Annotated in this window: 22 protein-coding genes; 15 read left to right on the forward strand and 7 right to left on the reverse strand. The window is 66.7% G+C overall.

Going from position 1 to position 21174, the window contains the following annotated elements:
* Window positions 1-12: 12 nt before the first annotated feature.
* Both lepB and L338_RS03915 read right to left on the reverse strand, forming a co-directional pair.
* Entirely contained in the window at window positions 13-735 is a 723-nt protein-coding gene (gene lepB / locus L338_RS03910) for a signal peptidase I (RefSeq protein ID WP_022697058.1), read from the reverse strand.
* On the reverse strand, window positions 732-1046 hold the full coding sequence (locus L338_RS03915) for a YbjQ family protein (RefSeq protein WP_022697059.1): 315 nt from the start codon (window positions 1044-1046) through the stop codon (window positions 732-734). The genes lepB and L338_RS03915 overlap by 4 nt, the downstream gene beginning before the upstream one ends.
* Before the next feature lie 101 nt (window positions 1047-1147).
* Between L338_RS03915 and L338_RS03920 the strand changes: the two genes are divergently transcribed.
* The gene (locus tag L338_RS03920; protein ID WP_022697060.1) at window positions 1148-2686 is read left to right on the forward strand and encodes a M20/M25/M40 family metallo-hydrolase; all 1539 of its coding nucleotides are present in this window, start codon (window positions 1148-1150) and stop codon (window positions 2684-2686) included.
* Here L338_RS03920 and L338_RS03925 read toward each other — a convergent pair.
* Window positions 2683-2931, reverse strand: a complete 249-nt coding sequence (locus L338_RS03925) for a hypothetical protein (RefSeq protein WP_022697061.1) — start codon at window positions 2929-2931, stop codon at window positions 2683-2685. The genes L338_RS03920 and L338_RS03925 overlap by 4 nt on opposite strands.
* Before the next feature lie 200 nt (window positions 2932-3131).
* Between L338_RS03925 and fliF the strand changes: the two genes are divergently transcribed.
* From fliF to L338_RS17760, 11 genes are all read left to right on the forward strand, one after another.
* Window positions 3132-4769, forward strand: coding sequence for a flagellar basal-body MS-ring/collar protein FliF (gene fliF, locus L338_RS03930; RefSeq protein ID WP_022697062.1), 1638 nt, complete (start codon window positions 3132-3134; stop codon window positions 4767-4769).
* Between the two features lie 5 nt (window positions 4770-4774).
* The gene (gene fliG, locus L338_RS03935) at window positions 4775-5803 is read left to right on the forward strand and encodes a flagellar motor switch protein FliG (protein ID WP_206740783.1); all 1029 of its coding nucleotides are present in this window, start codon (window positions 4775-4777) and stop codon (window positions 5801-5803) included.
* 12 nt (window positions 5804-5815) lie between these two features.
* Window positions 5816-6442 (forward strand): FliH/SctL family protein, encoded by a 627-nt coding sequence (locus tag L338_RS03940; protein ID WP_022697064.1) that lies wholly within the window; start codon window positions 5816-5818, stop codon window positions 6440-6442.
* A gap of 12 nt (window positions 6443-6454) precedes the next feature.
* A complete protein-coding gene (fliN, locus tag L338_RS03945) occupies window positions 6455-6829 on the forward strand; it encodes a flagellar motor switch protein FliN (protein ID WP_022697065.1) in 375 nt (124 codons plus the stop codon).
* Between the two features lie 15 nt (window positions 6830-6844).
* On the forward strand, window positions 6845-8209 hold the full coding sequence (flbD, locus tag L338_RS03950; RefSeq protein ID WP_022697066.1) for a sigma-54-dependent transcriptional regulator FlbD: 1365 nt from the start codon (window positions 6845-6847) through the stop codon (window positions 8207-8209).
* Window positions 8210-8287: 78 nt separating this feature from the next.
* Window positions 8288-10339: a flagellar biosynthesis protein FlhA gene (gene flhA, locus L338_RS03955; RefSeq protein WP_022697067.1), complete on the forward strand. Its 2052-nt coding sequence runs from the start codon at window positions 8288-8290 to the stop codon at window positions 10337-10339.
* Window positions 10340-10385: 46 nt separating this feature from the next.
* The gene (locus L338_RS16320) at window positions 10386-11393 is read left to right on the forward strand and encodes a flagellar biosynthesis protein FlhF (protein WP_022697068.1); all 1008 of its coding nucleotides are present in this window, start codon (window positions 10386-10388) and stop codon (window positions 11391-11393) included.
* The gene (locus L338_RS03970) at window positions 11390-12190 is read left to right on the forward strand and encodes a nucleotide-binding protein (RefSeq protein WP_022697069.1); all 801 of its coding nucleotides are present in this window, start codon (window positions 11390-11392) and stop codon (window positions 12188-12190) included. Before L338_RS16320 ends, L338_RS03970 begins: the two co-directional genes overlap by 4 nt.
* A 35-nt stretch (window positions 12191-12225) precedes the next feature.
* The gene (locus L338_RS03975; RefSeq protein WP_022697070.1) at window positions 12226-12528 is read left to right on the forward strand and encodes a hypothetical protein; all 303 of its coding nucleotides are present in this window, start codon (window positions 12226-12228) and stop codon (window positions 12526-12528) included.
* Window positions 12529-12583: 55 nt separating this feature from the next.
* Entirely contained in the window at window positions 12584-12928 is a 345-nt protein-coding gene (locus L338_RS03980) for a DUF4870 family protein (protein ID WP_022697071.1), read from the forward strand.
* A gap of 105 nt (window positions 12929-13033) precedes the next feature.
* Entirely contained in the window at window positions 13034-13642 is a 609-nt protein-coding gene (locus L338_RS17760; RefSeq protein WP_022697072.1) for a DUF4870 family protein, read from the forward strand.
* Between the two features lie 37 nt (window positions 13643-13679).
* Here L338_RS17760 and L338_RS03990 read toward each other — a convergent pair whose 3' ends face one another.
* Together L338_RS03990 and L338_RS03995 are read right to left on the reverse strand one after the other, a co-directional pair.
* Window positions 13680-14963 (reverse strand): mechanosensitive ion channel domain-containing protein, encoded by a 1284-nt coding sequence (locus L338_RS03990; protein ID WP_022697073.1) that lies wholly within the window; start codon window positions 14961-14963, stop codon window positions 13680-13682.
* A 44-nt stretch (window positions 14964-15007) separates the two neighbouring features.
* Complete coding sequence (locus tag L338_RS03995; RefSeq protein ID WP_022697074.1) at window positions 15008-16138, reverse strand: GNAT family N-acetyltransferase; 1131 nt, start codon at window positions 16136-16138, stop codon at window positions 15008-15010.
* 105 nt (window positions 16139-16243) lie between these two features.
* Here L338_RS03995 and L338_RS04000 point away from each other — a divergent pair, with 105 nt between their 5' ends.
* The gene (locus L338_RS04000; RefSeq protein WP_022697075.1) at window positions 16244-17149 is read left to right on the forward strand and encodes a glycosyltransferase family 2 protein; all 906 of its coding nucleotides are present in this window, start codon (window positions 16244-16246) and stop codon (window positions 17147-17149) included.
* A 13-nt stretch (window positions 17150-17162) separates the two neighbouring features.
* Here the strand turns inward: L338_RS04000 and L338_RS04005 are convergent, their stop codons facing one another.
* On the reverse strand, window positions 17163-18941 hold the full coding sequence (locus tag L338_RS04005) for an acyl-CoA dehydrogenase family protein (protein ID WP_022697076.1): 1779 nt from the start codon (window positions 18939-18941) through the stop codon (window positions 17163-17165).
* A gap of 182 nt (window positions 18942-19123) precedes the next feature.
* On the opposite strand from L338_RS04005, the gene L338_RS04010 reads away from it, so the two are divergent.
* Entirely contained in the window at window positions 19124-19699 is a 576-nt protein-coding gene (locus tag L338_RS04010; RefSeq protein ID WP_022697077.1) for a cytochrome b, read from the forward strand.
* Between the two features lie 8 nt (window positions 19700-19707).
* The gene (locus tag L338_RS04015) at window positions 19708-20343 is read left to right on the forward strand and encodes a YceI family protein (RefSeq protein ID WP_022697078.1); all 636 of its coding nucleotides are present in this window, start codon (window positions 19708-19710) and stop codon (window positions 20341-20343) included.
* Here L338_RS04015 and ygfZ read toward each other — a convergent pair.
* Window positions 20340-21116 (reverse strand): CAF17-like 4Fe-4S cluster assembly/insertion protein YgfZ, encoded by a 777-nt coding sequence (ygfZ, locus tag L338_RS04020; RefSeq protein WP_022697079.1) that lies wholly within the window; start codon window positions 21114-21116, stop codon window positions 20340-20342. The genes L338_RS04015 and ygfZ overlap by 4 nt on opposite strands.
* Window positions 21117-21174 lie beyond the last annotated feature (58 nt).

Below are 21174 nucleotides of genomic sequence, written 5' to 3' on the forward strand. Positions count from 1 at the left end.
ATCTGCAGGTCTCTAGAGACGCCGCCACAGGCGGCCTTCGGTTTCGGGTTCGGCGTGGGAGCGGTGAAAGGGCGCGAAGGTGTAGATCACCGTCTCCGCCCGGCCGGTGACGTTCTCCAGCGGCGCGCCGCCCCAGACGCGGCTGTCGATGGAGTTGTCGCGATTGTCGCCCATCATGAAAAGCTGTCCCTCCGGCACCTGGAACGGCCCGGCATTGTCCAGCGCGCTCGGCCCCAGATCATAGGTGATGTATTCGCGGCCATTGGGCAGGCGCTCGCGTTGCGTGTCCGCCCATCGCTCCGGACCCTGTTCGGCGGTCACGCGTACGCGGCCGGCGGGCATGGCGGGCAGCGCCTTCCCGTTCAGGATCACACGGCCGTCCCGCACAGCCACTGTGTCGCCGGGCAGGCCGATGACCCGCTTGATCAGGGTGACGCCGGTTTCCGGATGGCGGAACACCACAACATCGCCGCGTTCGGGCGTATGGCCCATGATCTTGCCGCCCGCCGGCAGCAGTCCGCCCACATTGAACGGCAGGGAATGACGGCTCCAGCCATAGGCGTATTTGGAAACCGCGATGCGGTCCCCGACCGCCAGGTTCGGCCGCATGGATTCGCTGGGAATATAGAATTGCCCGAACGCGGCGGTGGTGAAGACGGTGTAGACCGCGGCGGCGGCGGCAAACAGTTTCGCCGTGGCCCAGAACTCGGCCGCCAGATTGCGCCAGTCCGTCATTTCAGTTTCACCGCCGTTCCATAGGCCAGAATCTCCGACGTGCCCTCCATGATGGCGGCGGAGGCGAAGCGGAAACTGATCACCGCGTCCGCGCCCATTTCGGTTGCGTGTCTGGTCATGCGGTCCAGCGCCTGTTCACGGGCCTCGGCCAGCAGCTTGGAATATTCATTCACCTCGCCGCCCACCAGGTTTCGCAAGCCGGCGATGAAGTCCCGCCCGATAAAACGCGCGCGCACCACATTGCCGCGGGTCACGCCGACCACTTCGGCGATTTCACGGCCCGGAACGCTCTCTGCCATTGTCACGATCATGGGCTGGTCTTTCTCTCCCTTGAACTTGTGCGGGCCGCAGCCCTTCGGGCATCCTGCGCGCGGGCGCCGTGCGGGCGCAAGAGACTTGGGAACGGGAAAACATGATCAGACACGCCGCCGCGCTTTCGCTTCTCGCCGCCGCCGCGCTCGCCGCCCCGGCCCGGGCGCAATCCCCGGACGTCGAACCGGCCATGCAGGCGGCCGCCGACTGGCGCGCCGGAAACGCCCCGGCGATCATGGCGGAGCTGGACGCCCTGCTGCGCATTCCCAACGACGCGGCGGTCCCCGAAGACATCCGCGCCAATGCGCAACACCTGACCGGGCTGTTCGAGGCGCGCGGGTTCGAGACGGAGATTCTTGAGGTAGGCGACGCCCCGGTCTCCGTGCTGGCCACGCGCCAGACGCCGGGGGCGGAGCGCACCCTGATGCTCTACGCCCATTTCGACGGCCAGTCCGTGGATCGCGCGCGCTGGGTCAGCGACCCGTATGATCCGGTCTTGATGACCGCCCGCCGCGACGAGGGCGGGGAACCGGCCGCGCTGGAAACCGCGGAGGATTTCCCCGATGAGTGGCGGCTCTATGCCCGCTCGGCCAGCGACGACAAGGCACCGATCGTGGCGATTCTGGCGGCGATAGACGCGCTGGACGCCGCCGGAATCGCGCCCTCCGCCAATCTGAAGATTTTCCTGGAGGGCGAGGAGGAAAAAGGCTCGCCCAATCTGGACCGGCTGCTGGCCGCCCATGCGGACAAGCTGGCCGCCGATGTGTGGATTTTCGCGGACGGGCCGGTGGATCCGTCCGGCGATCCGCGCATCATATTCGGCGTACGCGGGGTGATCGGCGCGGAATTAACCGTCTATGGCCCGCCGGGGCCGCTGCATAGCGGTCATTACGGCAATGTCGCGCCCAACCCGGCGGCGCGGCTGACGCATCTGGTCGCCTCCATGCGCGATGACGAAGGCCATATCCTGATTGAAGATTTCCCGTTCGGCGAAACGCCGGGCGAGGCGGCGCGGGAAGCCGCGCGCACCGCGCATGACGATGAACGCATGGCGCGGGACGGCGGACTGGCCGAATTTGAAAGCGCGGAATCCTACGGCGAGTCTCTGATGCGTCCGGCGCTGAACGTGCTGGGCCTGCGCGCCGGACCGCTCAGCGGCGCCGCGCCGAACGCCATCCCGTCAGAGGCCACGGCCTTTCTCGGTGTGCGGCTGGTCTCGGGACAGGAAATTCCGGCGGTGCAGGCCGCCATCGCCCGCCATGTGGAGGGTCAGGGCTATCAGCTTGTGACGGAAGAGCCGGACCGCGCCATGCGCGCCGCCAACGCCAATCTGGCAAAGCTGGAATGGGAAGAGTCGGGTTACGCCGCCGCCCGCACGCCGCTGGACCTGGCCGTGTCCGAACGCCTGATCGACGTGGTGCAGGCCGCCACCGGCGGCCGCGCCCATGTCGTGCCGACGCTGGGCGGCTCCCTGCCCATTTCAATCATTACCGAGGCGATGGATGCGCCGGCCATCATCATCCCGATGGTCAATCCGGACAATAACCAGCACGCCCCGAACGAAAATCTGCGCCTGGGCCATCTCTGGGACGGTATTGATCTTTATGCGGCGATCATCGCCGAAGGCGGCGAATTCTAGTCGTGGATGTCGTTTGAGTAGTGGCGGTCTTCGGGATCGTTCATCCGGTCGCGAATCACTTTGATCAGAAGAATGCCCACTCCGATCACCGGCAGGCCCAGCACGCTGATTGCCAGCAGGGAGAGCGGGCCGGCGATGACAATGCCCGCCACCAGCGTCGCCAGAACGCCGACGCCATAGATTAACGCGCCCGCCCCGATCAGCGCATAGGCCAGCAGGGTCAGTCCGTCCTGTTTCTCGCGCATGGCGTTTTCCCTTATCGACTCGGCGGCTCTGCCCAAGGATACGCCTCCGCGCCCGTTGCGCCTAGCGCCATGGAATTTCTGCGGAAAACTGCAGGCGAAAACCGTCAATCTGCTCCGTATTAACGTCTCGGTTACGCCACACTGGGTAATTCCTGCCTAGTCGATGATTTGCAGACGGGTCGGGGGACCTTCAGCGCGAAGTGAACGGACTGACGGAATTTCTCAAGGGACAGGGCGCCATGCGCCTGGCGCTGATTATCGGCGTCACCGCCGGCGTGGCGATCGCGCTGGCGCTGATCATGTCGCGCGCCGGGGGGCAGGGCGAATCACTGCTCTATGGCGGTCTGGCGGCGCAGGACGCGGCCGCCGTGACCCAGCAGCTGGACGCGGCGGGCATTGAATACCGCCTCGAAAACGGCGGCTCCTCGATCTATGTCGGGCGCGATTCCGTGGCCAATGCGCGCCTTCTGGTGGCGCAGGAAGGCCCGCTGGGCTCCGGCTCCGTCGGTTACGAGATTTTCGACGAGACCGACGCGCTGGGCGCCACGCAATTCATCCAGAACATCAACGCCAAGCGCGCCACGGAAGGCGAGCTGGCGCGCACCATCCTGTCGCTGCGCGGCATCCGTTCCTCCCGCGTGCATCTGGTGATGCCCGAGCGCCGCCTGTTCGAGCGCGAATCGCAGGATCCGACCGCCACCGTGGTCATCGGCCTGGCCGATTCCTCCATGGGCGCCTCGCACGCCAACACGATCCGAAATCTTGTGGCCACCTCCGTGCCCGGCCTGCAGCCGAACCGCGTGACGGTTGTTGACGAGACGGGCCGCACGCTGGCCAACGGCGCGGAGGGAAGCGGCGACGAATATAACGCCATGGCCGTCGCCGATCAGCGCGCCGGGCTGGAAGAGCGCCTGCGCCAGAAGGCGCTGGACGCGATTGAGCCGATTGTCGGCAATGGCGCGGTCCGGGTTCAGGTTGCCGCCCAGCTGGACATGAACCGCATCACCGAAAACGCCGAGGTCTATGACCCCGACAGCCAGGTCGTGCTGTCCACCCAGACGGTCGAGGAAACCTCCCAGGATCAGGAAAGCGACCAGCAGCAGGGCGTCACCGTCGCCAACAACCTGCCGAACCAGCAGCAGGCCGCCGACGGCCCCACCGCCAGCTCCTCCCGCGAGCGGCTGGAAGAAACGGTCAATTACGAAAACTCCCGCACCACCCGCACAGAGGTCCGCGAACCGGGCGCGGTGACGCGCCTTTCGGTCGCCGTGGCGGTGGACGAGCGCCGCGTGGTCGCCGAGGACGGCACGGTCACGTTCGAAGCGCGCGAGCAGGCGGAGCTGGACCGCATCGCCGCCCTGGCCCGCGCCGCGGTCGGGTTCGAGGAATCGCGCGGCGATGTCCTGGAAATCACCTCGCTGCCGTTCCAGCACATGGATACGACGATGGGCACGGAAGGGACCGCGCCGGGCCTGTTCTCTTTCTCCAAGAACGACATCATGCGCGCTGCGGAAATCGGCGTTCTGCTGATCATCGGACTGGCGCTGATCTTCCTGGTCGCGCGTCCGCTGGCCAGCGGCCTGACCTCGCCCATGACCCCGGCGCTGGCGGGCGCCGGCGCGCAGGGCGCGTTGCCGGGCGCCCAGACCGCGCAGGTCACCGACCAGAGCAGCCAGCCGCGCGCGCTGCCCGGGCCGGAGGATGACGGCGCGCGCATCGATATCGACCGCGTGGACGGCAAGCTGAAAGCCTCCACCGTCAAGCAGATCACCGAGATCGTGGAAAACCACCCGGAGGAGTCCCTCTCCATCCTGCGCACCTGGATGAATGAGGCCTGATGGCGATGGCGCGCAGGGACCGCAGAGCGATTGATACTTCCGAACGCCTCACGGGCGCGGAAAAGGCGGCCGTCGTCCTGCTGGCGCTGGGCGATGAGAGCAAGCCCATCTGGTCGATGATGGACGAAGACGAGATCAAGGAAGTCTCGTCCGCCATGTCCAATCTGGGCAATGTCGCGTCCGGCGCAGTCGAAACGCTGATGCTGGAATTCGTCGAGATGATGTCCTCGACCGGCTCGCTGATGGGCTCCTACGACGCGACCCAGCGCATGCTCGCCAAGTTCCTGCCAGAGGACAAGGTCGACGGCGTGATGGAGGAAATCCGCGGTCCCGCCGGCCGGACCATGTGGGACAAGCTCGGCAATGTGAACGAGACGGTTCTCGCCAATTACCTGAAGAACGAATACCCGCAGACCGTCGCGGTGATCCTGTCCAAGATCCGCTCCGACCACAGCGCGCAGGTGCTGGGCGCCCTGCCGGAGGAATTCGCGCTGGAGGTCGTCTCCCGGATGCTGCGGATGGAGCCGGTGCAGCGCGAGATCCTGGACAAGATCGAGGAGACGCTGCGCACCGAGTTCATGTCCAATCTGGCCCGCACGTCCAAACGCGACAGCCACGAAATGATGGCCGAGATTTTCAATAATTTCGACCGCCAGACGGAGAACCGCTTCCTGGCCTCGCTTGAAGAGCGCAACCGCGACGCGGCCGAGCGCATCCGGGCCCTGATGTTCGTGTTCGAGGATCTGTCCAAGCTGGACCCGGGCGGCGTGCAGACGCTGATCCGGACGGTGGAGAAGGACCAGCTGGCGCTGGCGCTGAAGGGCGCGTCGGATTCCCTGCGCGATCTCTTCTTCTCCAACATGTCCGAGCGGGCCGCCAAGATCATGAGGGAGGACATGGCCGCGATGGGTCCTGTCCGTCTGAAGGATGTCGACGCCGCCCAGCAGGCCATGGTCGCCACCGCCAAGGACCTCGCCGGGCGCGGGGAAATCATGCTCGCCGACTCAGGCGGCGACGACGAGCTGATCTACTAGGGGGCCGGGACGATGAAGAACGCAAAACCCTTCCAGTTCGGCACCGAGTTCTCGGCGGACGGCGAAGTGCTGCGCTCGGCGGAGACCAAGCGCGTCCTGACGCTGGAGGAAGTGGAAGCCGAGAAGGACAAGGCCCGCGAAGAGGGCCGGCAGGGCATGGAGGCCGAGGCCGCGCAGGCGCTGAAGACGCTGGCCGGCCAGATGCAGATGGCGCTGAGCCAGACCGCCTCCATTCACGATTCCCTGCGCGCCGACGCGGCCGAACTGGCCCTGACCGCGGCGCGGAAGATCGCCGGCGCCGCGCTGGACGGCTACCCGGACGCGGAGCTGACCGACCTGATCGAGTCCTGCGCCAGCGAGCTGCGCGCCGCGCCGCGCCTGCGCGCCCGCGTTCCGGCGCATCTGATGGACCGGCTGAAACCGGCGCTGGAGCAGGCCGTCGCCGAGATCGGCTTTGAAGGCATGCTGCGCGTCGACCCGGTCGAGGACGCAGCCTCAGGCATGGTTTGCCTGGACTGGGACGAAGGCGCGGTGACCTTCGACCCTGAAGAGACAACGGCGCGGATCGAGACTCTCGTCCGCGGCCGCATGGGCCGCGCCCCGGCGGGCGGCGGCGATGATGAAGAACAGGCGGCCTAGAAAGGAATCGCCATGAGCGACAATGATCTGGATCTACCCGAATTCGAGAACCAGAAGGACACGCAGGACGCCAACGCCCTGACCACGACGGGCGGGCAGGAAGCGCAAATCCTGGACGAGGATGGCGGCGTGAAGGCCGCTGCGGATCTGCAGACCGTGTTCGACGTGCCGGTGAACATCTCGGCCGTTCTGGGCAAGACCTATGTGGACGTCGCCTCGCTGTTGAAGCTCAACGCGGGAACCGTGCTGGAGCTGGACCGCAAGGTCGGCGAAGCGATCGATATTTACGTCAACAACCGCCTGGTTGCGCGCGGCGAGATTGTGCTGGTCGAGGAACGGCTGGGCGTGACGATGACCGAGATCATCAAAGACAACGGCGCGAACTAGGGAAGGGCGAAAACAATGCGGCTTCTTATTGTCGGATCACTCAGCGGACAGCTCTCGGAGGCGACCTCCATCGCGCACCGGCGGGGGGCGAAAGTCTCCCAGGTCGATAGCATCGAACAGGCCACCCGCGCGCTGTGCGCCGGGCAGGGGGCCGACCTCATCATGGTCGACCTCAATCTGGATATCGCGGCGCTGATCGCCGCGAACGAGGCCGAGCGCATCCATGTGCCGATCGTGGCCTGCGGCGTGAACGTGCGCCCGGAAGCGGCGGCCGCGGCCATCCGCGCCGGCGCCAAGGAATTCATCCCGCTGCCGCCGGACTCGGACATGATCGCCGCCGTTCTGGCCGCGGTCTCCGATGACGAGCGCGCGATGATCGCGCAGGACCCCGCGATGCAGGACATCACGGGCCTGGCCGACCAGGTCGCCGGCTCTGACGCCTCCATCCTGATCACCGGCGAGTCCGGGGCGGGCAAGGAAGTCATGGCCCGCTATGTCCACACCAAGTCCAGACGCGCCAAGAATCCCTTCATCAGCGTGAACTGCGCCGCCATACCGGAAAACCTGCTGGAATCGGAGCTGTTCGGCCATGAGAAGGGCGCCTTCACCGGCGCCACGGCCCGCCGCATCGGCAAGTTCGAGGAAGCCGACGGCGGCACGTTGCTGCTGGACGAAATCTCGGAGATGGACGCCCGCCTGCAGGCCAAGCTTCTGCGCGCCCTGCAGGAGCGCGAGATTGACCGCGTCGGCGGCTCCGGCCCCGTAAAGGTCGATATCCGCATCATTGCCACCTCCAACCGGGACCTGAAGAAGGCCGTCGCGGAAAACCAGTTCCGCGAAGACCTGCTGTTCCGCCTGAACGTGGTGAACCTGCACCTGCCGGCCCTGCGCGAGCGCCCGGCCGACATTCTGGCGCTGGCGGATCATTTCGGGAAGAAATACGCCGCCGCCAACGGCTTGTCGCACAAGGCCATCTCCAAGGATGCGCGTGACCTGCTGCTGACCCGCAACTGGCCGGGCAATGTGCGGGAGCTGGAAAACACCATGCACCGCGCCGTCCTGCTCTCCCGCGAGGAAGAGATAGAGCGCAACGCCATCCGCATGCCGGACGGGTCTGTCTATACGCCGGGCGAGGACAATACCGCCCGCCGCGCCGCGGAAACCGCGGAAGCGGCGCAGAGCGCGGTCGGCAAGACGGTGGCCGAGGTCGAACAGCAACTGATCCTGGACACGCTGGAGCATTGCCTGGGCAACCGCACGCATGCGGCCAATATCCTTGGTATTTCCATCCGCACCCTGCGCAACAAGCTGCGCCTCTATATCGATGAGGGCGTCCAGGTGCCCCAGTCCGGCCAGTCCCGCGCCGGCGAAGCGGCCTGATCGCGCTAGGTGTCGGACACAACAGCCACTTCTGACGCACCCGCTTCCGGCGCACCCGCCTGGAACTGGGGCGCCATCATGCGTTCGCCGCTGCGCGGCGACGTGGCGCTGGCCGTCGGCATTCTCGCCATTCTGGTGATGCTGATCCTGCCGATGCCGCGCTGGCTGCTGGATTTCGCGCTGGCGATCTCGATTTCCTTCTCGGTGCTGGTCCTGATGACCGCGCTGTTTATCAATAAACCGCTGGAATTTTCCGCCTTCCCGGCGGTCCTGCTGATCGCGACCATGTTGCGATTGGGGCTGAATATCGCCTCCACCCGGCTGATCCTTTCGCACGGGCACGAGGGCACCGGCGCGGCGGGCGATATTATCGAGGCGTTCGGCGCCTTCGTGATGAACGGCTCCTACGTCATCGGGATCATCGTTTTCATCATCCTGGTGATCGTGAACTTCGTCGTGATTACCAAGGGTTCGGGCCGGATCGCCGAAGTGGCGGCGCGCTTCTCGCTGGACGCCATGCCCGGCAAACAGATGGCCATCGACGCCGATCTCTCCTCCGGCCTGATCAGCGAGGACGAGGCGCGCGCCAAGAGGAAAGAGCTGGAATCGGAATCCAATTTCTTCGGCTCGATGGACGGCGCGTCGAAATTTGTGCGTGGCGACGCGGTCGCGGGCCTGCTGATTACCGGCATCAATATCGTCGCGGGCATGGTCATCGGCATCATGCAGCACGACATGGCGGTCGGCGACGCCGCCAACGCTTTCACCAAGCTGACCATCGGCGACGGCCTGGTCTCCCAGATCCCGGCCCTGATCATCTCCATCGCCGCCGGCCTGCTGGTTTCCAAGGCCGGCGTGGAGGGCGCGGCCGACAAGGCGCTTGTCGCCCAGTTCTCCGGTTATCCGCAGGGCCTGACCATGGTCGCCATCATCGCCCTGATGGCCGGCCTGCTGCCCGGCATGCCGCTGCTTCCCTTTGCGTTGATGTCGGCGCTGGCCGGCGGCAGCGCCTATGTCATTCACCGCCGCACGCGGGAGGCCAACGCCGCCGAGGTCGCCCGCGCCGCCATCGAACAGCAGGAGACAGAGCCCGAAGAGGCGCCGATCTCCGAAGCGCTGGCCATGGATGTCCTGAAGATCGAGCTGGGCTACGGCCTGCTGCCGCTGATCAACGAGGTCGAGGGCCGCCGCCTGACCGACCAGTTGAAGGCGCTGCGCCGGTCTCTGGCGCAGGAGATGGGTTTCGTCATGCCCTCGGTCCGCATCCTCGACAACATGGTGCTGGAGAGCGACGAGTACGCGATCAGCGTCAAGGAGATGCGCGCGGGCGAGGGCAAGCTGAAGCTGAATCATCTTCTGGTGATGGACCCCGGCGGCGCGCAGATCGATATGGGCGGCGAGCATGTGAAGGAACCCGCGTTCGGCCTGCCCGCGACCTGGATCGACGACAATATGCGCGAGGAAGCGACCTTCCGCGGCTACACCATTGTCGACCCGGCCACGGTTCTGGCGACCCATTTCACGGAAATCCTCCGCGACAACATGCCCGAGCTGCTTTCTTTCGCGGAGACCGAAAAGCTTCTGGACGAGCTTTCCAAGGAGCACCAGAAACTGCTGGACGATATCGTGCCCAGCCAGATCACCCGGTCGGGCATCCAGCGCGTGCTTCAGAACCTGCTGGCCGAACGCGTCTCCATCCGCGACCTGCCCGCCATTCTGGAAGGCATCGCCGAGGCCAGCTCCCATTCGCAGAATCTCAATGCGGTCACCGAACATGTGCGGTCCCGCCTGGCCCGTCAGCTCTGCCATCAGAATATCAGCCCGGACGGGACGCTCAGCGTCATCACCCTGTCTCCGCCGTGGGAGCAGGCCTTCGCCGAGTCCCTGATCGGGCAGGGGGACGAGCGTCAGCTCGCCCTGCCGCCGACCAAGCTGCATGAATTTGTCACCGCCGTCCGGAACGCCTTTGACGAGGCCGCGCAGCGCGGCGAGGCCCCGGTCTTGCTGACCAGCCCGGCCATCCGCCCCTATGTCCGCTCCCTGATCGAACGCTTCCGCGGCCAGACCCCGGTCATGTCGCAGAACGAGGTCCACCCCAAATCGCGGCTCAGGACCGCCGGGCAGGTTTGATGAGGCGGGCAGGGTTCACGCCGGATGGATGTGAGAGGACCGCGCCATGAGGCTGCGGTCCTTCATCGTCCGGGACATGGCCGAAGCGATGACTCTGGTACGCCGGGAAATGGGACCGGACGCCATCATCGTGACGACGCGCGCCACAGAGGGCGGCAATCTGGAAGTGCGCGCCGCGGTCGAGGCGAAGCCGGACGGCGGAGCGGAGCTGGATCCGGATGCGGCGTCGCGCGGCCCTCTGGCCGCGGCGGGGCTGGAGCCTGAAAGCCTCGGCCGGATCGGCGCCATCCTCTCGGCCCACGGGGTGGAGGGCGAGATGGCGGACTCTCTGGGCCGCGCCGCAGATTCGCTGGACGAGGATTCGCCGGTCGCCGCGCTGGCGCTGGCGCTGGAAACCCGTTTCCGCTTCCGCCCGGTTTCCGCGGCGCTGGACGGCGCGGTGGTTCTCATCGGCCCGGCGGGCGCGGGCAAGACCTCCGCCGCCGCCAAGCTGGCCGCCCGCGCCGCGCTGAACGGCGAGTCCGCGCGGCTGGTCTGCGCCGACTGGGCGCGCGCCGCCGCCCCCGATCAATTGCGCCGCTATGCCGAGGCCACGCGCGCGGCTTTCGACGTGGCGGAGGATCTGGACGCGCTGGCCCGCATCGTGGACGGGGCGGGCGAGGATGAATTCGTGATCGTCGACGCCCCTGCCGCCAATCTCTATGACCGCCGCGATGTCGCCGCCATGGTGGACCTGATCGACGCCGCCGGGGCCGATCCTGTTCTGGTCATCGATTCCGGCATGGCGCGGGAAGAGGCCAGCATGCTGGCCCGCCGCGCGGGCGAACTGGGCGCCAGCCGCGCCATCGCCTCCAAGCTGGATGCGGTGCGCGGACGCGGCGCGCTGGTCAGCCTCGCCCGGCCCGGCGGCCTCGCCTATGCGCAGTTTTCCGCCACACCGTATCTGGGGGGCGGTTTCGCCCCCGCCACGCCGCTGCGCCTTGCGCGCTTCCTGCTGGAAGACCCGTCCGGCGGCGAATCCGACCTGGTATGGGAAGAGGAGACCGCCGCATGAATGCTCAACAAACGCCGCACGCCCCCGCCGGGCGCATCCTGGCCGTCGCCTCGGGCAAGGGCGGCGTGGGCAAAACCTTTATTTCCGCCTCGCTGGCGCAGGCCTTCGCCCGGCGCGGCGAGCGCGTTCTGGTGTTCGACGGCGATCTGGGCATGGCCAATGTCGACGTGCAGCTGGGCCTGACCCCGCCGCACGACCTCTCCGCCGTTGTGACGGGGGAGCGGGAGCTGAAAGACGCGGTCACGCCCGCCATGGGCGGGGCCGGCGCGGGCGGGTTCGATGTTATCGCCGGGCGTTCCGGCTCCGGCGCCATGGCCGGAATCTCGAAAGAGGAAGCGGCCTCGCTCGCCGCCGCGCTGGCCGGGCTGTCGCTGAAATATGACCGGGTGCTGGTGGATCTGGCTGCGGGCGTCGAGCCCGCGCTGATGCGGCTTTGCATGTCGGCGGACGATGTTCTGGTCGTGCTGATGGATGAGCCGACCTCGATGACCGACGCCTACGCCTTCGTGAAGATGCTGCGCCTGCGGGACGATTCCGCCGAACCGTTTGTGGCGCTGAATATGAGCGAGACCTTCAATCAGGCGCGCGGCGCCTATGAGGGGTTTGCGAAGACCTGCACGACCTTCCTCGGCTTCACCCCGGAATATGCCGGCGCCGTGCGCCGTGACTCGCGCGCCAAGGACGCGATCCGACGTCAGAAACCGCTGTTCGAGCGTGCGCCCGACAGCCAGGCGGCGGGCGATGTCAGCCGTCTGGCCGCGTTTCTTGCAGGGGATCCCGCCGCCCGGGCGGCCTGATATAGTATCGGCCGTTCACTCTGGGGGGAGGGATTATGCCGTTCGACGCCTTAACGCCGGTCGATTACGCCGTGATGGCCGCCGTTTCCGCGGTCGCCGCCTTTCTGGTCGGCCGCTGGAAGGAGCTTGCGCTGGCCGTGGCGCTGGCGCTCATCGCCGATTACGCCGTCATGGGCCTGATCCACATGCTGGGCGGCGCCGCGCCGTGGACGGCGCTGGCGCGCTCGGGCGACCGCTTCACCCAGCAGCCCGGCGATGTCCTGATCCTGCGCGCGGCGCTCTACGCCGCCGCGATTGGCGCGATTTTCGCTTTGAAGCGCATGTACCGCCGGCGCTAGGGCGCGCCGGTTATCGTCACAGAGCCGCCAGCAGACCGGGATTTCGAGGACCGCCATGTCAGACCGCGATCCGCACAAGCTGAAAACCTACGCCGTTATTATCTATGTGCTTTTTGCCATTCCGGGCGGGCTGCTCTCGCTTATCGGGGTGATCCTCGCCTATCTCAAGCTGAACATGGGCGGGCCGGGGCCGAACTCCCATTTCGTGTTCCAGATCAGGACGTTCTGGATCGGCATATTGCTGGCGGTCCTGGGACTTGTGGTCTGGCCGCTGGGTCTGGCCAAGACGGTCTGGTTTCTCGCCGCGCTGTGGTTCCTGGCGCGTTCGGTCATCGGGCTGGTCAAGGCGCTGGGCAATCAGGCCATTCCCTCGCCCCGCAGCTGGTTTCTCGGGCTCTGACAGGGCGCGTGCGTTCGCCGATTTCCGCGCGCAGACCTTGAGTTTCACCCGCAATCGGATCATCTATCAGGGGAAATAGTCTCCAGAGTGAGGATGCTTTCCCAAATGGCTGACCCCAAAGAGCCTACCCCCAACGATCCTGAAAAGCCGGACACGGACGCCGCTGACACAGGCGGCAGTCCGGAAGATGTCGCGATGGACCGCACCGCGGCGGCGGGCGGCGGCGCCGAACAGAGCGCGTCCGGCGGACAGAAATCGTCCGAAACCCGCGAGAAGATGAGCTCGGCGGCGCGCTCGGCGCAGGACCGCGCCTCCAAGGCCGCTTCGGCGGCGCGCGATGAAGCCTCGCGCTCCTATAGCGAAGCGCGCTCATCCATTGCCGATTCAGACGACCGCACCATCGCGATTGTGTCCTATATCCTCTATCTCGCGACCTTCGTGACGGGCGGCATCGCCGCGATCGTGGGCGTGATCCTGGCCTATCTGAAGCGGGACACGGAAAATCCCGTTCTGGCCGGCCATTATGAATATCTGATCCGCACCTTCTGGATCGGCCTTGCCGGTTCGGTGATCTGCTTCATCCTGATTTTCGTGGTTATCGGCATACCGCTCTTCATCGCACTGGCGGTGTGGTGGTTGTTGCGGCTGGTGGTCGGCGTCGTCCGGCTGCTCGACAACAAGCCGATCCCCGATCCCAAGACCTGGCTGATCTAGGCGGGACGGAAAACCCAAGCTTGAAACAGGGCGGCGCTCATTCGGGCGCCGCCTTTTTCATAAGGTTCTCGCCTTCCTCGGCCTCGCGCGCGGCCTGTTCGGCGGCTTCGGATTCCGGTTGCTGTTCGGCCATGTCCTGAAGGTCGGTCCGCGCGGTTCTCGGCGTTGCGGCCTCGGCCGGCGCCGCTTCGCCCAGCTGGCGCACCTGCACAATCGGATCGGGCAGGTCGATGCCCTGCGCCAGCAGCGCGTCGCGCACCGCCGCGATGGCCAGCCCCCGCACAGACAGGAAGCTGCTGGCCCGCTGGTCCACCCAGCCGGACGCCTCCAGGATCAGGTTATAATTGCCGAACGCCTTGACGATGCAGGCCGGGGCCGGATCCGCGATCACGCCCTGCGTCGCAACGATGGCGTCCCGCGTGACGCGGCAGGCCTTGCCGGCGTCGTCCGCCGCGCCGATCCCGACCTCGAACGAAAAGCGCCGCTGCGGCCGCCGCGTGAAGTTCACGATGACCGACTGGATCACCGTGCCATTGGGAACGGAGACATGATTGCCATCCGTGGTGATCAGAATGGTGGAGCGCGGGGTCAGGCGGGCGACCGTGCCCTCCTGATCGCCGATGCGCACGATGTCGTTGGCCTCGAACGGGCGGCGCAGGGTGAGGAGGGTGGAGGCGATATAATTCGCCACCGTGTCCTTCAGGGCAAAGCCGATGGCCAGTCCCGCCACGCCCGCCGCGCCGATAACCGCGGACATCATTCCCGCCGCCCCGGCCAGGTCCAGCGCCGCGATCAGCCCCGCCAGGATCAGCGCCCAGCCAATGGCCCGCCGCAGCAGATCGGCCACGAACGGGTTGGGCGTCAGCCGGTCGAACACGAAGCGCGACCGCGACAGCACCACCGACAACAGCCAGAACGCGGCGAATACGGCCAGCGCCGCCAGCCAGACCGGCCAGTCCCGCGCCGCGGTCTCGTAAAAATCGGTCAGCCGCGCCAGCGCCGGTTGCGCCCGCTCCGATATATCGGCGGACACCTCCACATTATTGGTGACGTCGACCACGCCCTCCAGCCGCCGCGCCAGATTCTCCGCGCGCAAGGCCGCTTCCGGGGCGCCGGCCTCGCCGCCAAGCGTCACGACGCCCGACTGCACCCGGACTTCGATCCCGGACAGGCCCTCGATCTCGCCGAAAAGGGATTCCAGCCGCGCATCAATGGCCGCGTCGTCCGCCTCCAGCGCCAGCGGCGCGTTTTCGGATTCCGGGGACTGGGCAAGGGCGGGCAGCGCCCACAGCAGCGCAAGACAGACAAACAGGCGTTTCATGGAAAGACTATGCGCCGCCCTGCGCGGGCGGATCAATAAGGCGTTCAGCCCGGCGCGTGTTGCCTGAAGGCGCGCGCGACCCCGCGCACCCGTCCGCCAAGGCCCGGCTCCACGGCCGCGATCTGGCCCAGCCGCCGGCGCGCCTTCCCGGCCAGTTTCGACATCGGGCCCAGCGGCGCGGTTTCCAGCCCGCGCCAGCCCCCCATGGCCGATTTCATCACCTGCGCGCCCGCGCCCCGCGCAAACGCCGCCCCGTCGATCAGCGCCCGCCGCTCGAACGTGAAATAGCGTTTGTAATAACCATGTCCCGCGCCCAGATCGACGCGGTCCGCGCCCAGATCGTTGGTCCCTTCGATCAGTCCGCGCAGCAATTGCAGGCCGGGCGAATATATCCCGAATTCCGCGTCATAGGCGGGAATCCAACTATGCAGGCTGCCCGCGCCCAGAAGACAGATTTCCCCGGCCGCCAGTCGCCCGTCCACGCGCAGCGTGGACATGCGCAGGCCATGGTCTTCGGCGTCCGTATCGCCCAGCGCGTCCAGCATCACCCGGACCCAGCGCGGGGCCAGAACGTCATGCAGGCCGGTCGCCGCATATTGTTCGCGCTTCCAGCGCAACACCTGCTCGAACGCTTCGGGATCGCGGTCGCGCAGGACGATCTCCACCGTCCCGCGCTCGTTTTCCAGCTTCCGCCGCCGCCGCTCGATGGTCTTGTGATAGCGTTTGTGTTCGGCCTTCAGGCGCGCCGCATAGGCTTGCCCGTCGCCGCCGGTCTCCGCCACGTATCCGTCCTGCACGGCCCGCGCGCCGGAAGAAAACCGCGCTTCCGGGTCCAGCAGGGTGGAATAGGCATAGGCGCACATGCCCATCGCCTTCAGCGCCGCCGCGGGGTCGAACGCCGCGCCGGGCCGGATGGCCGGGCCGTGCTGGTCACTGAACGGCGCGCCGATGGGCCGCGCAAAATGCATGGGGCGCTTGTGAAACGGCCAGAAGCCGACGATCTCGCCGTCATTTTCGAAAACGGCCACGCGCGCATCGCCGCGGGCCTGGCCCGCCGCGCGCGCGAACTCCGGCTCCATGAAGGCGCTGTGCGTCCCCATCTCCGCCGTGATGGCTTTCCACGCCTTGATTTCTTCAGGCCCGAGCTCGCCCGGGTGAATCAGATTCGTACGCATAAACCTTGTCGCCGCCACCCGCCCTCTGGCTTCACCGGATCGCAACCCTATCGGTGATAGGTGAATATCAAGGAAAGACGTTGAAAATTTTCGCGAAGGCCGCCCATGGCGCGTATCTCGGTTGTCATACCCACGTTCCGCCGCCCGGACGGTCTGCGGCGCGCCGTTGAAAGCGCGCTGGCGCAGGAAGGCGCGCCGGATTTCGAGGTCATCGTGGTCGATAACGCGCCCGAAGGCGGCGCGGATCGGGCGTTGGCGGGCATCAAGGACGCCCGCCTGACCCTGATTGCGGAGCCGAACCCCGGCGTGGCCACCGCGCGCAACACAGGATGGGCCGCCGCCTCCGCCCCGCGCATTGCGTTTCTCGATGATGACGAGGAAGCCCTGCCGGGCTGGCTGGGGGCGCTGGACACGGCGCTGACGGATCTGGGCGCCGATATTGTTTTCGGCCCTATAGACACGGTTCTGCCTGAAACGGCGCCGGCCGCGCACCGCGATTTCCTCAAGGGTTTCTTTGCCCGCACCGGGCCGGCCGAAGACGCCGTGCTGGACAATTATCATGGCTGCGGCAATTCCATGATCGCGCGCGAGGGACTGTCCCTGACCGCTTCGCCCTTCGACGCGAAGGCCGATCAGCTGGGCGGCGAAGACGACCTTCTGTTCGCGATGTTGAAGCATAAAGGCGCGCGTTTCGGCTGGGCGTCGCGGGCGCGGGTTCTGGAATATGTGCCGGAATCGCGCGCCTGTCTGCGCTATGCGCTGGCGCGCGGCTTCGCTTACGGGCAGGGGCCCAGCCAGAGCTGCGCCGCGCGCACCCCGCCGGACGCGCCCGGCGTCATCGGCTGGATGACGGTCGGGGCGGCGCAGGCCGTGGCCTACGGCGCCGCTGCGGGCCTGTTGTGGGCTATCCGCTCGCCCCGCCGCGCCGCGATGCTGGATCGCAGCGTGCAGGGGCTGGGCAAGGTGTTCTGGGGCGACCGCTTCGCCCCCCGCCTCTATGGCGGGGCCTAGGCGTCAGGCCGTCTTACGCCAGGTATTCGTCCGGGAAGTCCAGCATGGCGTCCGCCGCGCCCATCACCTCGGCCGCATGGCCCGCAGCCTTGGGCAGCACGCTGTCGGCGTAATAGCGGGCCAGCGCCACCTTTGAATCGGCAAAGCCCGGATCGCCTTCCTTGTTCTTCAAACGGCGCTGCGCGGCCACCGCGCCGATGGCCATGTAATAGCCCCCGGTCACTTCGCTCGCCAGCGTCAGGAAGGGATAAGCGCCGGCCAGACGCTCTTCCGGGTCGCGTTTCTTGTCGGTCAGCCACGCCACGGTGCGCTCCAGCTGGTCGACGGCGGGGGCCAGACGGCGCGCGATCAGCGGCAGCTCCTCATTGGAGCTGGTCTCAAGGTCCTCGACCGTCTCCCGCATTTCCTCGATCAGGCGCTTCATCGGCATGCCGCCATCCATGGACAGCTTGCGGCCGACAAGGTCGATGGCCTGAATGCCGTTCGTGCCCTCATAGATCGGGGCGATACGGGCGTCGCGATATTGCTGCGGCGCGCCCGATTCCTCGATAAAGCCCATGCCGCCATGGATCTGCACGCCCAGCGAAGCGGCGTCGACGCCCAGATCCGTGCCCCAGGCTTTCGCCATCGGGGTCAGCAGGTCTTCACGCCATTTCGCAGCCTTGCGGTCTTCCTCCAGCTCGAAATGCAGGCCGTAATCGGCCGCCACGGCGGTCGCCAGGCAGATATGCCGCGCGGCTTCCAGCTTGGCTTTCATCACCATCAGCATGCGGCGCACGTCCGGATGATTGATGATGGCGGCCGGATAGTCGCCGTCCAGGTCGCGGCCCTGCGTGCGGTCCTGCGCATAGGCCAGCGCGCGCTGATAGGCGCGATGGCCCACGCCCACGCCCTGCATCCCGACATTCAGGCGCGCCGAGTTCATCATCGTGAACATCAGCTTCATGCCGTCGAATTCCTCGCCGATCAGCCAGCCTTTGGCTCCGGCATAGTCCATCGTGCAGGTGGGGGAGCCGTGAATGCCCAGCTTCTCTTCCAGCCCGATCGCCTTCACCGCGTTGCGGTCGCCCAGTGACCCGTCCTCGTTCACGAAGAATTTCGGCACAAGGAACAGCGAGATGCCCTTGGTGCCCGGCACGCCGTCCGGGGTGCGGGCCAGCACGGTGTGGATCACGTTCTCCGTGCAGTCATGCTCGCCCCAGGTGATGTAGATTTTCTGGCCGGTGATGGACCAGGATCCGTCGCCGTTCGGCTCGGCCTTGGTGCGCAGCGCGCCAACGTCGGATCCCGCCTGCGGCTCGGTCAGGTTCATGGTGCAGGACCATTCGCCGGAAATCAGCTTGGGCAGATAGACGCTGTTCTGGTGCTCGTCGCCATGCGCCAGCAACGCCTCGATCCCGCCCTGCGTCAGCATCGGGCAGAGGCCGAACGCCATGTTGGCCGCCTGCATCATTTCCTGCAGCGCCACGCCCAGCGCGCGGGGCAGGCCCATGCCGCCATGCTCGGCCGGCGCGGCCAGACCCTGCCAGCCGCCCTCGACCATGCGGGCATAGGCGTCGGAGAAGCCCTTGGGCGTGGTCACCGCGCCGTCTTTCAGCGTGCAGCCTTCCTGATCCCCGGACCGGTTCAGCGGGCCAAGAATGTCGGCGGTGAACTTGCCGGCCTCTTCAAGGATCTGTGCGGTCAGGTCGCGCGACAGCTCGTCGAACGCGCCGGTCGTTTTCAGGCCGTCCATCGCGACGACGTCTTCCAGAGAAAAGCGGATATCTTCCACAGGGGCGGTGTAGGGCATGTTTGGCGAAGCTCTCTTTATCTCGTCTCTGGCGTGGAGAGGGGGAACTTAGAGGGCGGAAGCCGCGCGGCCAATGGCGCAAATGCTGCGGCGCCCAGTCACGCTTTCACAGGTGACGCGGCCACGCGCGCCGTTATCATTCCCGTACAAGCAGAAACAGGCTTCAAGGGAGCAGCGCCTCCATGACCGGAACACGCCGTTACAACGCCGTCGCGATGTCGCTGCACTGGCTGATCGCCATTGCCATTATCGGCATGATCTTCTTCGGCTGGTGGGCGGGCGACCTGCCGAACAGCACGCAGAAGCTCAACTATTTCCAGATTCACAAATCGGTCGGCCTGACCATTCTTGTGTTGTCCGTCGCGCGCCTGATCTGGCGCCTCACCCACAAGACCCCGCCTTATCCGGAAGAGATGAAAGCGTGGGAGAAAACCGCCGCCACCGCCGTCCACTGGGCCTTTTATGTTCTGATCATCGCCATGCCGCTGGCTGGCTGGCTGATGGTGTCGTCCTCGCCGCTGGGCATCCCGACGCGCTTCTTCTTCCTGTTCGAATGGCCGCACCTGCCTATCCTGCCGGGTCTGCCCCGTGACACGAAGGAGGTCCTGGACGCGGTGTTCGAGAATGTTCATTCGAAGATGGCCTGGGTGATTCTGGCGCTTCTCGCACTACATGTCGGGGCGGCGCTGAAGCATCAGTTCGTGGAGCGTATCGACCTGCTGCAGCGCATGATCCCGATTCCCTTCTCGAAGAAGTGAGACCCGCCATGATCCGCATAGCCCCCGCCGCCCTCGCCGTGCTGGCCCTCGCCGCCTGCGGCGACTCCGGCGCCCCGGACACCGCCGCCCAGGCCCCGGCCGAAGCCGAAACCCAGACCGCGCCCGCCGAACCCGCCGCCCCGGCCGCCGAGGCGCCCGAGAACGCCGCCGACCGCTGGACGGTGGATCAGGCGCAGAGCGCGCTGACCTTCGCAGGCGAGATCGATGGCGAGGCGTTCGACGGCGAATTTTCCGACTGGTCGGCCGATATCTGGTTCGATCCGGATAATCTGGAAGGTTCGAAGATCGACGCCCGCGTCAATCTCGCCTCTCTGGGCACCGGCGATTCCGACCGGGACGAAACGGCGACCTCCGCCGACTGGCTGGGGCCCGGCGAGGCGCGCTTTGTCTCGAACAGCGTGACCGCCACGCAGGGCGGCTATGCGGCGCAGGGCGTTCTGACCATCAAGGACCAGTCGCACCCGTTCAATCTGCCGTTCTCGGTCGCGATCAGCGGCGACACCGCCAACGCACAGGCCGCGTTCGGCTTTGAGCGCGCGGGCTGGAATGTCGGCGGCGGCGATTTCGATGGCGCGGTTTCCGACTCGATTTCCGTGACGATAGAGGTCGCGGCGACCCGCTAGGGCGCGCCCGCCCGCAGCACGTCCACGCGCCGCCCGTCCGTCACGGGCGGCGTTTCCGCTTTCTCCAGCCGGTCGATGCGCAACAGGGCGATGGCGTCCGCGCCGTTGGAGGAGCGGATATCGCCCACCGGCTTGTCATCCGCGGTCACTTCCACGCCGTAGTCCGGCGCGCCGCCCTCCACCCTCACGGGCAGCATGCGCTTGCGCAGCGTTCCCTTGCGGTGCATTCGGCTGACCACTTCCTGGCCGACGAAACAGCCCTTCTTCAGATTGACCCCGTTGAACCAGTCCATCGCCGCGTCCGCGGGGAAAATGTCGGCGGGCTGGTAATCCTTGAACAGCTCCGGGACGCCCAGCGCGATGCGCGCTGCGTCATAACCGTCCACCGCCGGGACGCCCTCGCGCGGGGCGATCGCGCGCGGCGGCAGGCCATCATGGCGCGGATCGGCAAACGCGCCCGCGCCGTGCAGGACCACGCCCAGCGTGTCGCTGACATCGGCCACCTCGATCTTTGCGCGCAGCTTGTACATCGCCAGCCGCTGCATCAGCGCCGCCGCGCCCTCCGCGGGCGTGTCGACATACAGCGCCCCGTCGCCGCCATCGCTGATGATCATCTCAGCCAGGATCTTGCCCTGCGGGGTCAGCAGCGCGGCGAACACCGCATCGTCGCCCTTGGTCATCTCGTTGGTGACAAGGCCGTTGAGGAATTCGCGCACATTCTCCCCGCTGATGCGAAGGACGGCGCGGTCGGTGAGGAGGGCGGGTTGCGTCATGCCGGGCTAGATGCGGGCGGCCGGGGCGTGTTGCAAGCCTGAACCGGCCCGCAAATCC

Origin of the sequence: Euryhalocaulis caribicus (genome assembly GCF_000412185.1) — a bacterium.
Lineage (GTDB): Bacteria > Pseudomonadota > Alphaproteobacteria > Caulobacterales > Maricaulaceae > Euryhalocaulis > Euryhalocaulis caribicus.

Excerpts from the sequence above, each read along its gene's own strand:
- L338_RS03915 (WP_022697059.1), bottom strand. The coding sequence starts at position 1,046 with ATGATCGTGACAATGGCAGAGAGCGTTCCGGGCCGTGAAATCGCCGAA.
- L338_RS03975 (WP_022697070.1), top strand. The coding sequence starts at position 12,226 with ATGCCGTTCGACGCCTTAACGCCGGTCGATTACGCCGTGATGGCCGCC.
- L338_RS03980 (WP_022697071.1), top strand. The coding sequence starts at position 12,584 with ATGTCAGACCGCGATCCGCACAAGCTGAAAACCTACGCCGTTATTATC.
- ygfZ (WP_022697079.1), bottom strand. The coding sequence starts at position 21,116 with ATGACGCAACCCGCCCTCCTCACCGACCGCGCCGTCCTTCGCATCAGC.
- flhA (WP_022697067.1), top strand. The coding sequence starts at position 8,288 with ATGCGTTCGCCGCTGCGCGGCGACGTGGCGCTGGCCGTCGGCATTCTC.
- L338_RS03995 (WP_022697074.1), bottom strand. The coding sequence starts at position 16,138 with ATGCGTACGAATCTGATTCACCCGGGCGAGCTCGGGCCTGAAGAAATC.
- lepB (WP_022697058.1), bottom strand. The coding sequence starts at position 735 with ATGACGGACTGGCGCAATCTGGCGGCCGAGTTCTGGGCCACGGCGAAA.
- flbD (WP_022697066.1), top strand. The coding sequence starts at position 6,845 with ATGCGGCTTCTTATTGTCGGATCACTCAGCGGACAGCTCTCGGAGGCG.
- L338_RS04015 (WP_022697078.1), top strand. The coding sequence starts at position 19,708 with ATGATCCGCATAGCCCCCGCCGCCCTCGCCGTGCTGGCCCTCGCCGCC.
- L338_RS03920 (WP_022697060.1), top strand. The coding sequence starts at position 1,148 with ATGATCAGACACGCCGCCGCGCTTTCGCTTCTCGCCGCCGCCGCGCTC.
- L338_RS03925 (WP_022697061.1), bottom strand. The coding sequence starts at position 2,931 with ATGCGCGAGAAACAGGACGGACTGACCCTGCTGGCCTATGCGCTGATC.
- L338_RS04010 (WP_022697077.1), top strand. The coding sequence starts at position 19,124 with ATGACCGGAACACGCCGTTACAACGCCGTCGCGATGTCGCTGCACTGG.
- L338_RS03940 (WP_022697064.1), top strand. The coding sequence starts at position 5,816 with ATGAAGAACGCAAAACCCTTCCAGTTCGGCACCGAGTTCTCGGCGGAC.
- fliG (WP_206740783.1), top strand. The coding sequence starts at position 4,775 with ATGGCGCGCAGGGACCGCAGAGCGATTGATACTTCCGAACGCCTCACG.
- L338_RS03970 (WP_022697069.1), top strand. The coding sequence starts at position 11,390 with ATGAATGCTCAACAAACGCCGCACGCCCCCGCCGGGCGCATCCTGGCC.
- L338_RS16320 (WP_022697068.1), top strand. The coding sequence starts at position 10,386 with ATGAGGCTGCGGTCCTTCATCGTCCGGGACATGGCCGAAGCGATGACT.
- L338_RS17760 (WP_022697072.1), top strand. The coding sequence starts at position 13,034 with ATGGCTGACCCCAAAGAGCCTACCCCCAACGATCCTGAAAAGCCGGAC.
- L338_RS04000 (WP_022697075.1), top strand. The coding sequence starts at position 16,244 with ATGGCGCGTATCTCGGTTGTCATACCCACGTTCCGCCGCCCGGACGGT.
- fliN (WP_022697065.1), top strand. The coding sequence starts at position 6,455 with ATGAGCGACAATGATCTGGATCTACCCGAATTCGAGAACCAGAAGGAC.
- L338_RS03990 (WP_022697073.1), bottom strand. The coding sequence starts at position 14,963 with ATGAAACGCCTGTTTGTCTGTCTTGCGCTGCTGTGGGCGCTGCCCGCC.
- L338_RS04005 (WP_022697076.1), bottom strand. The coding sequence starts at position 18,941 with ATGCCCTACACCGCCCCTGTGGAAGATATCCGCTTTTCTCTGGAAGAC.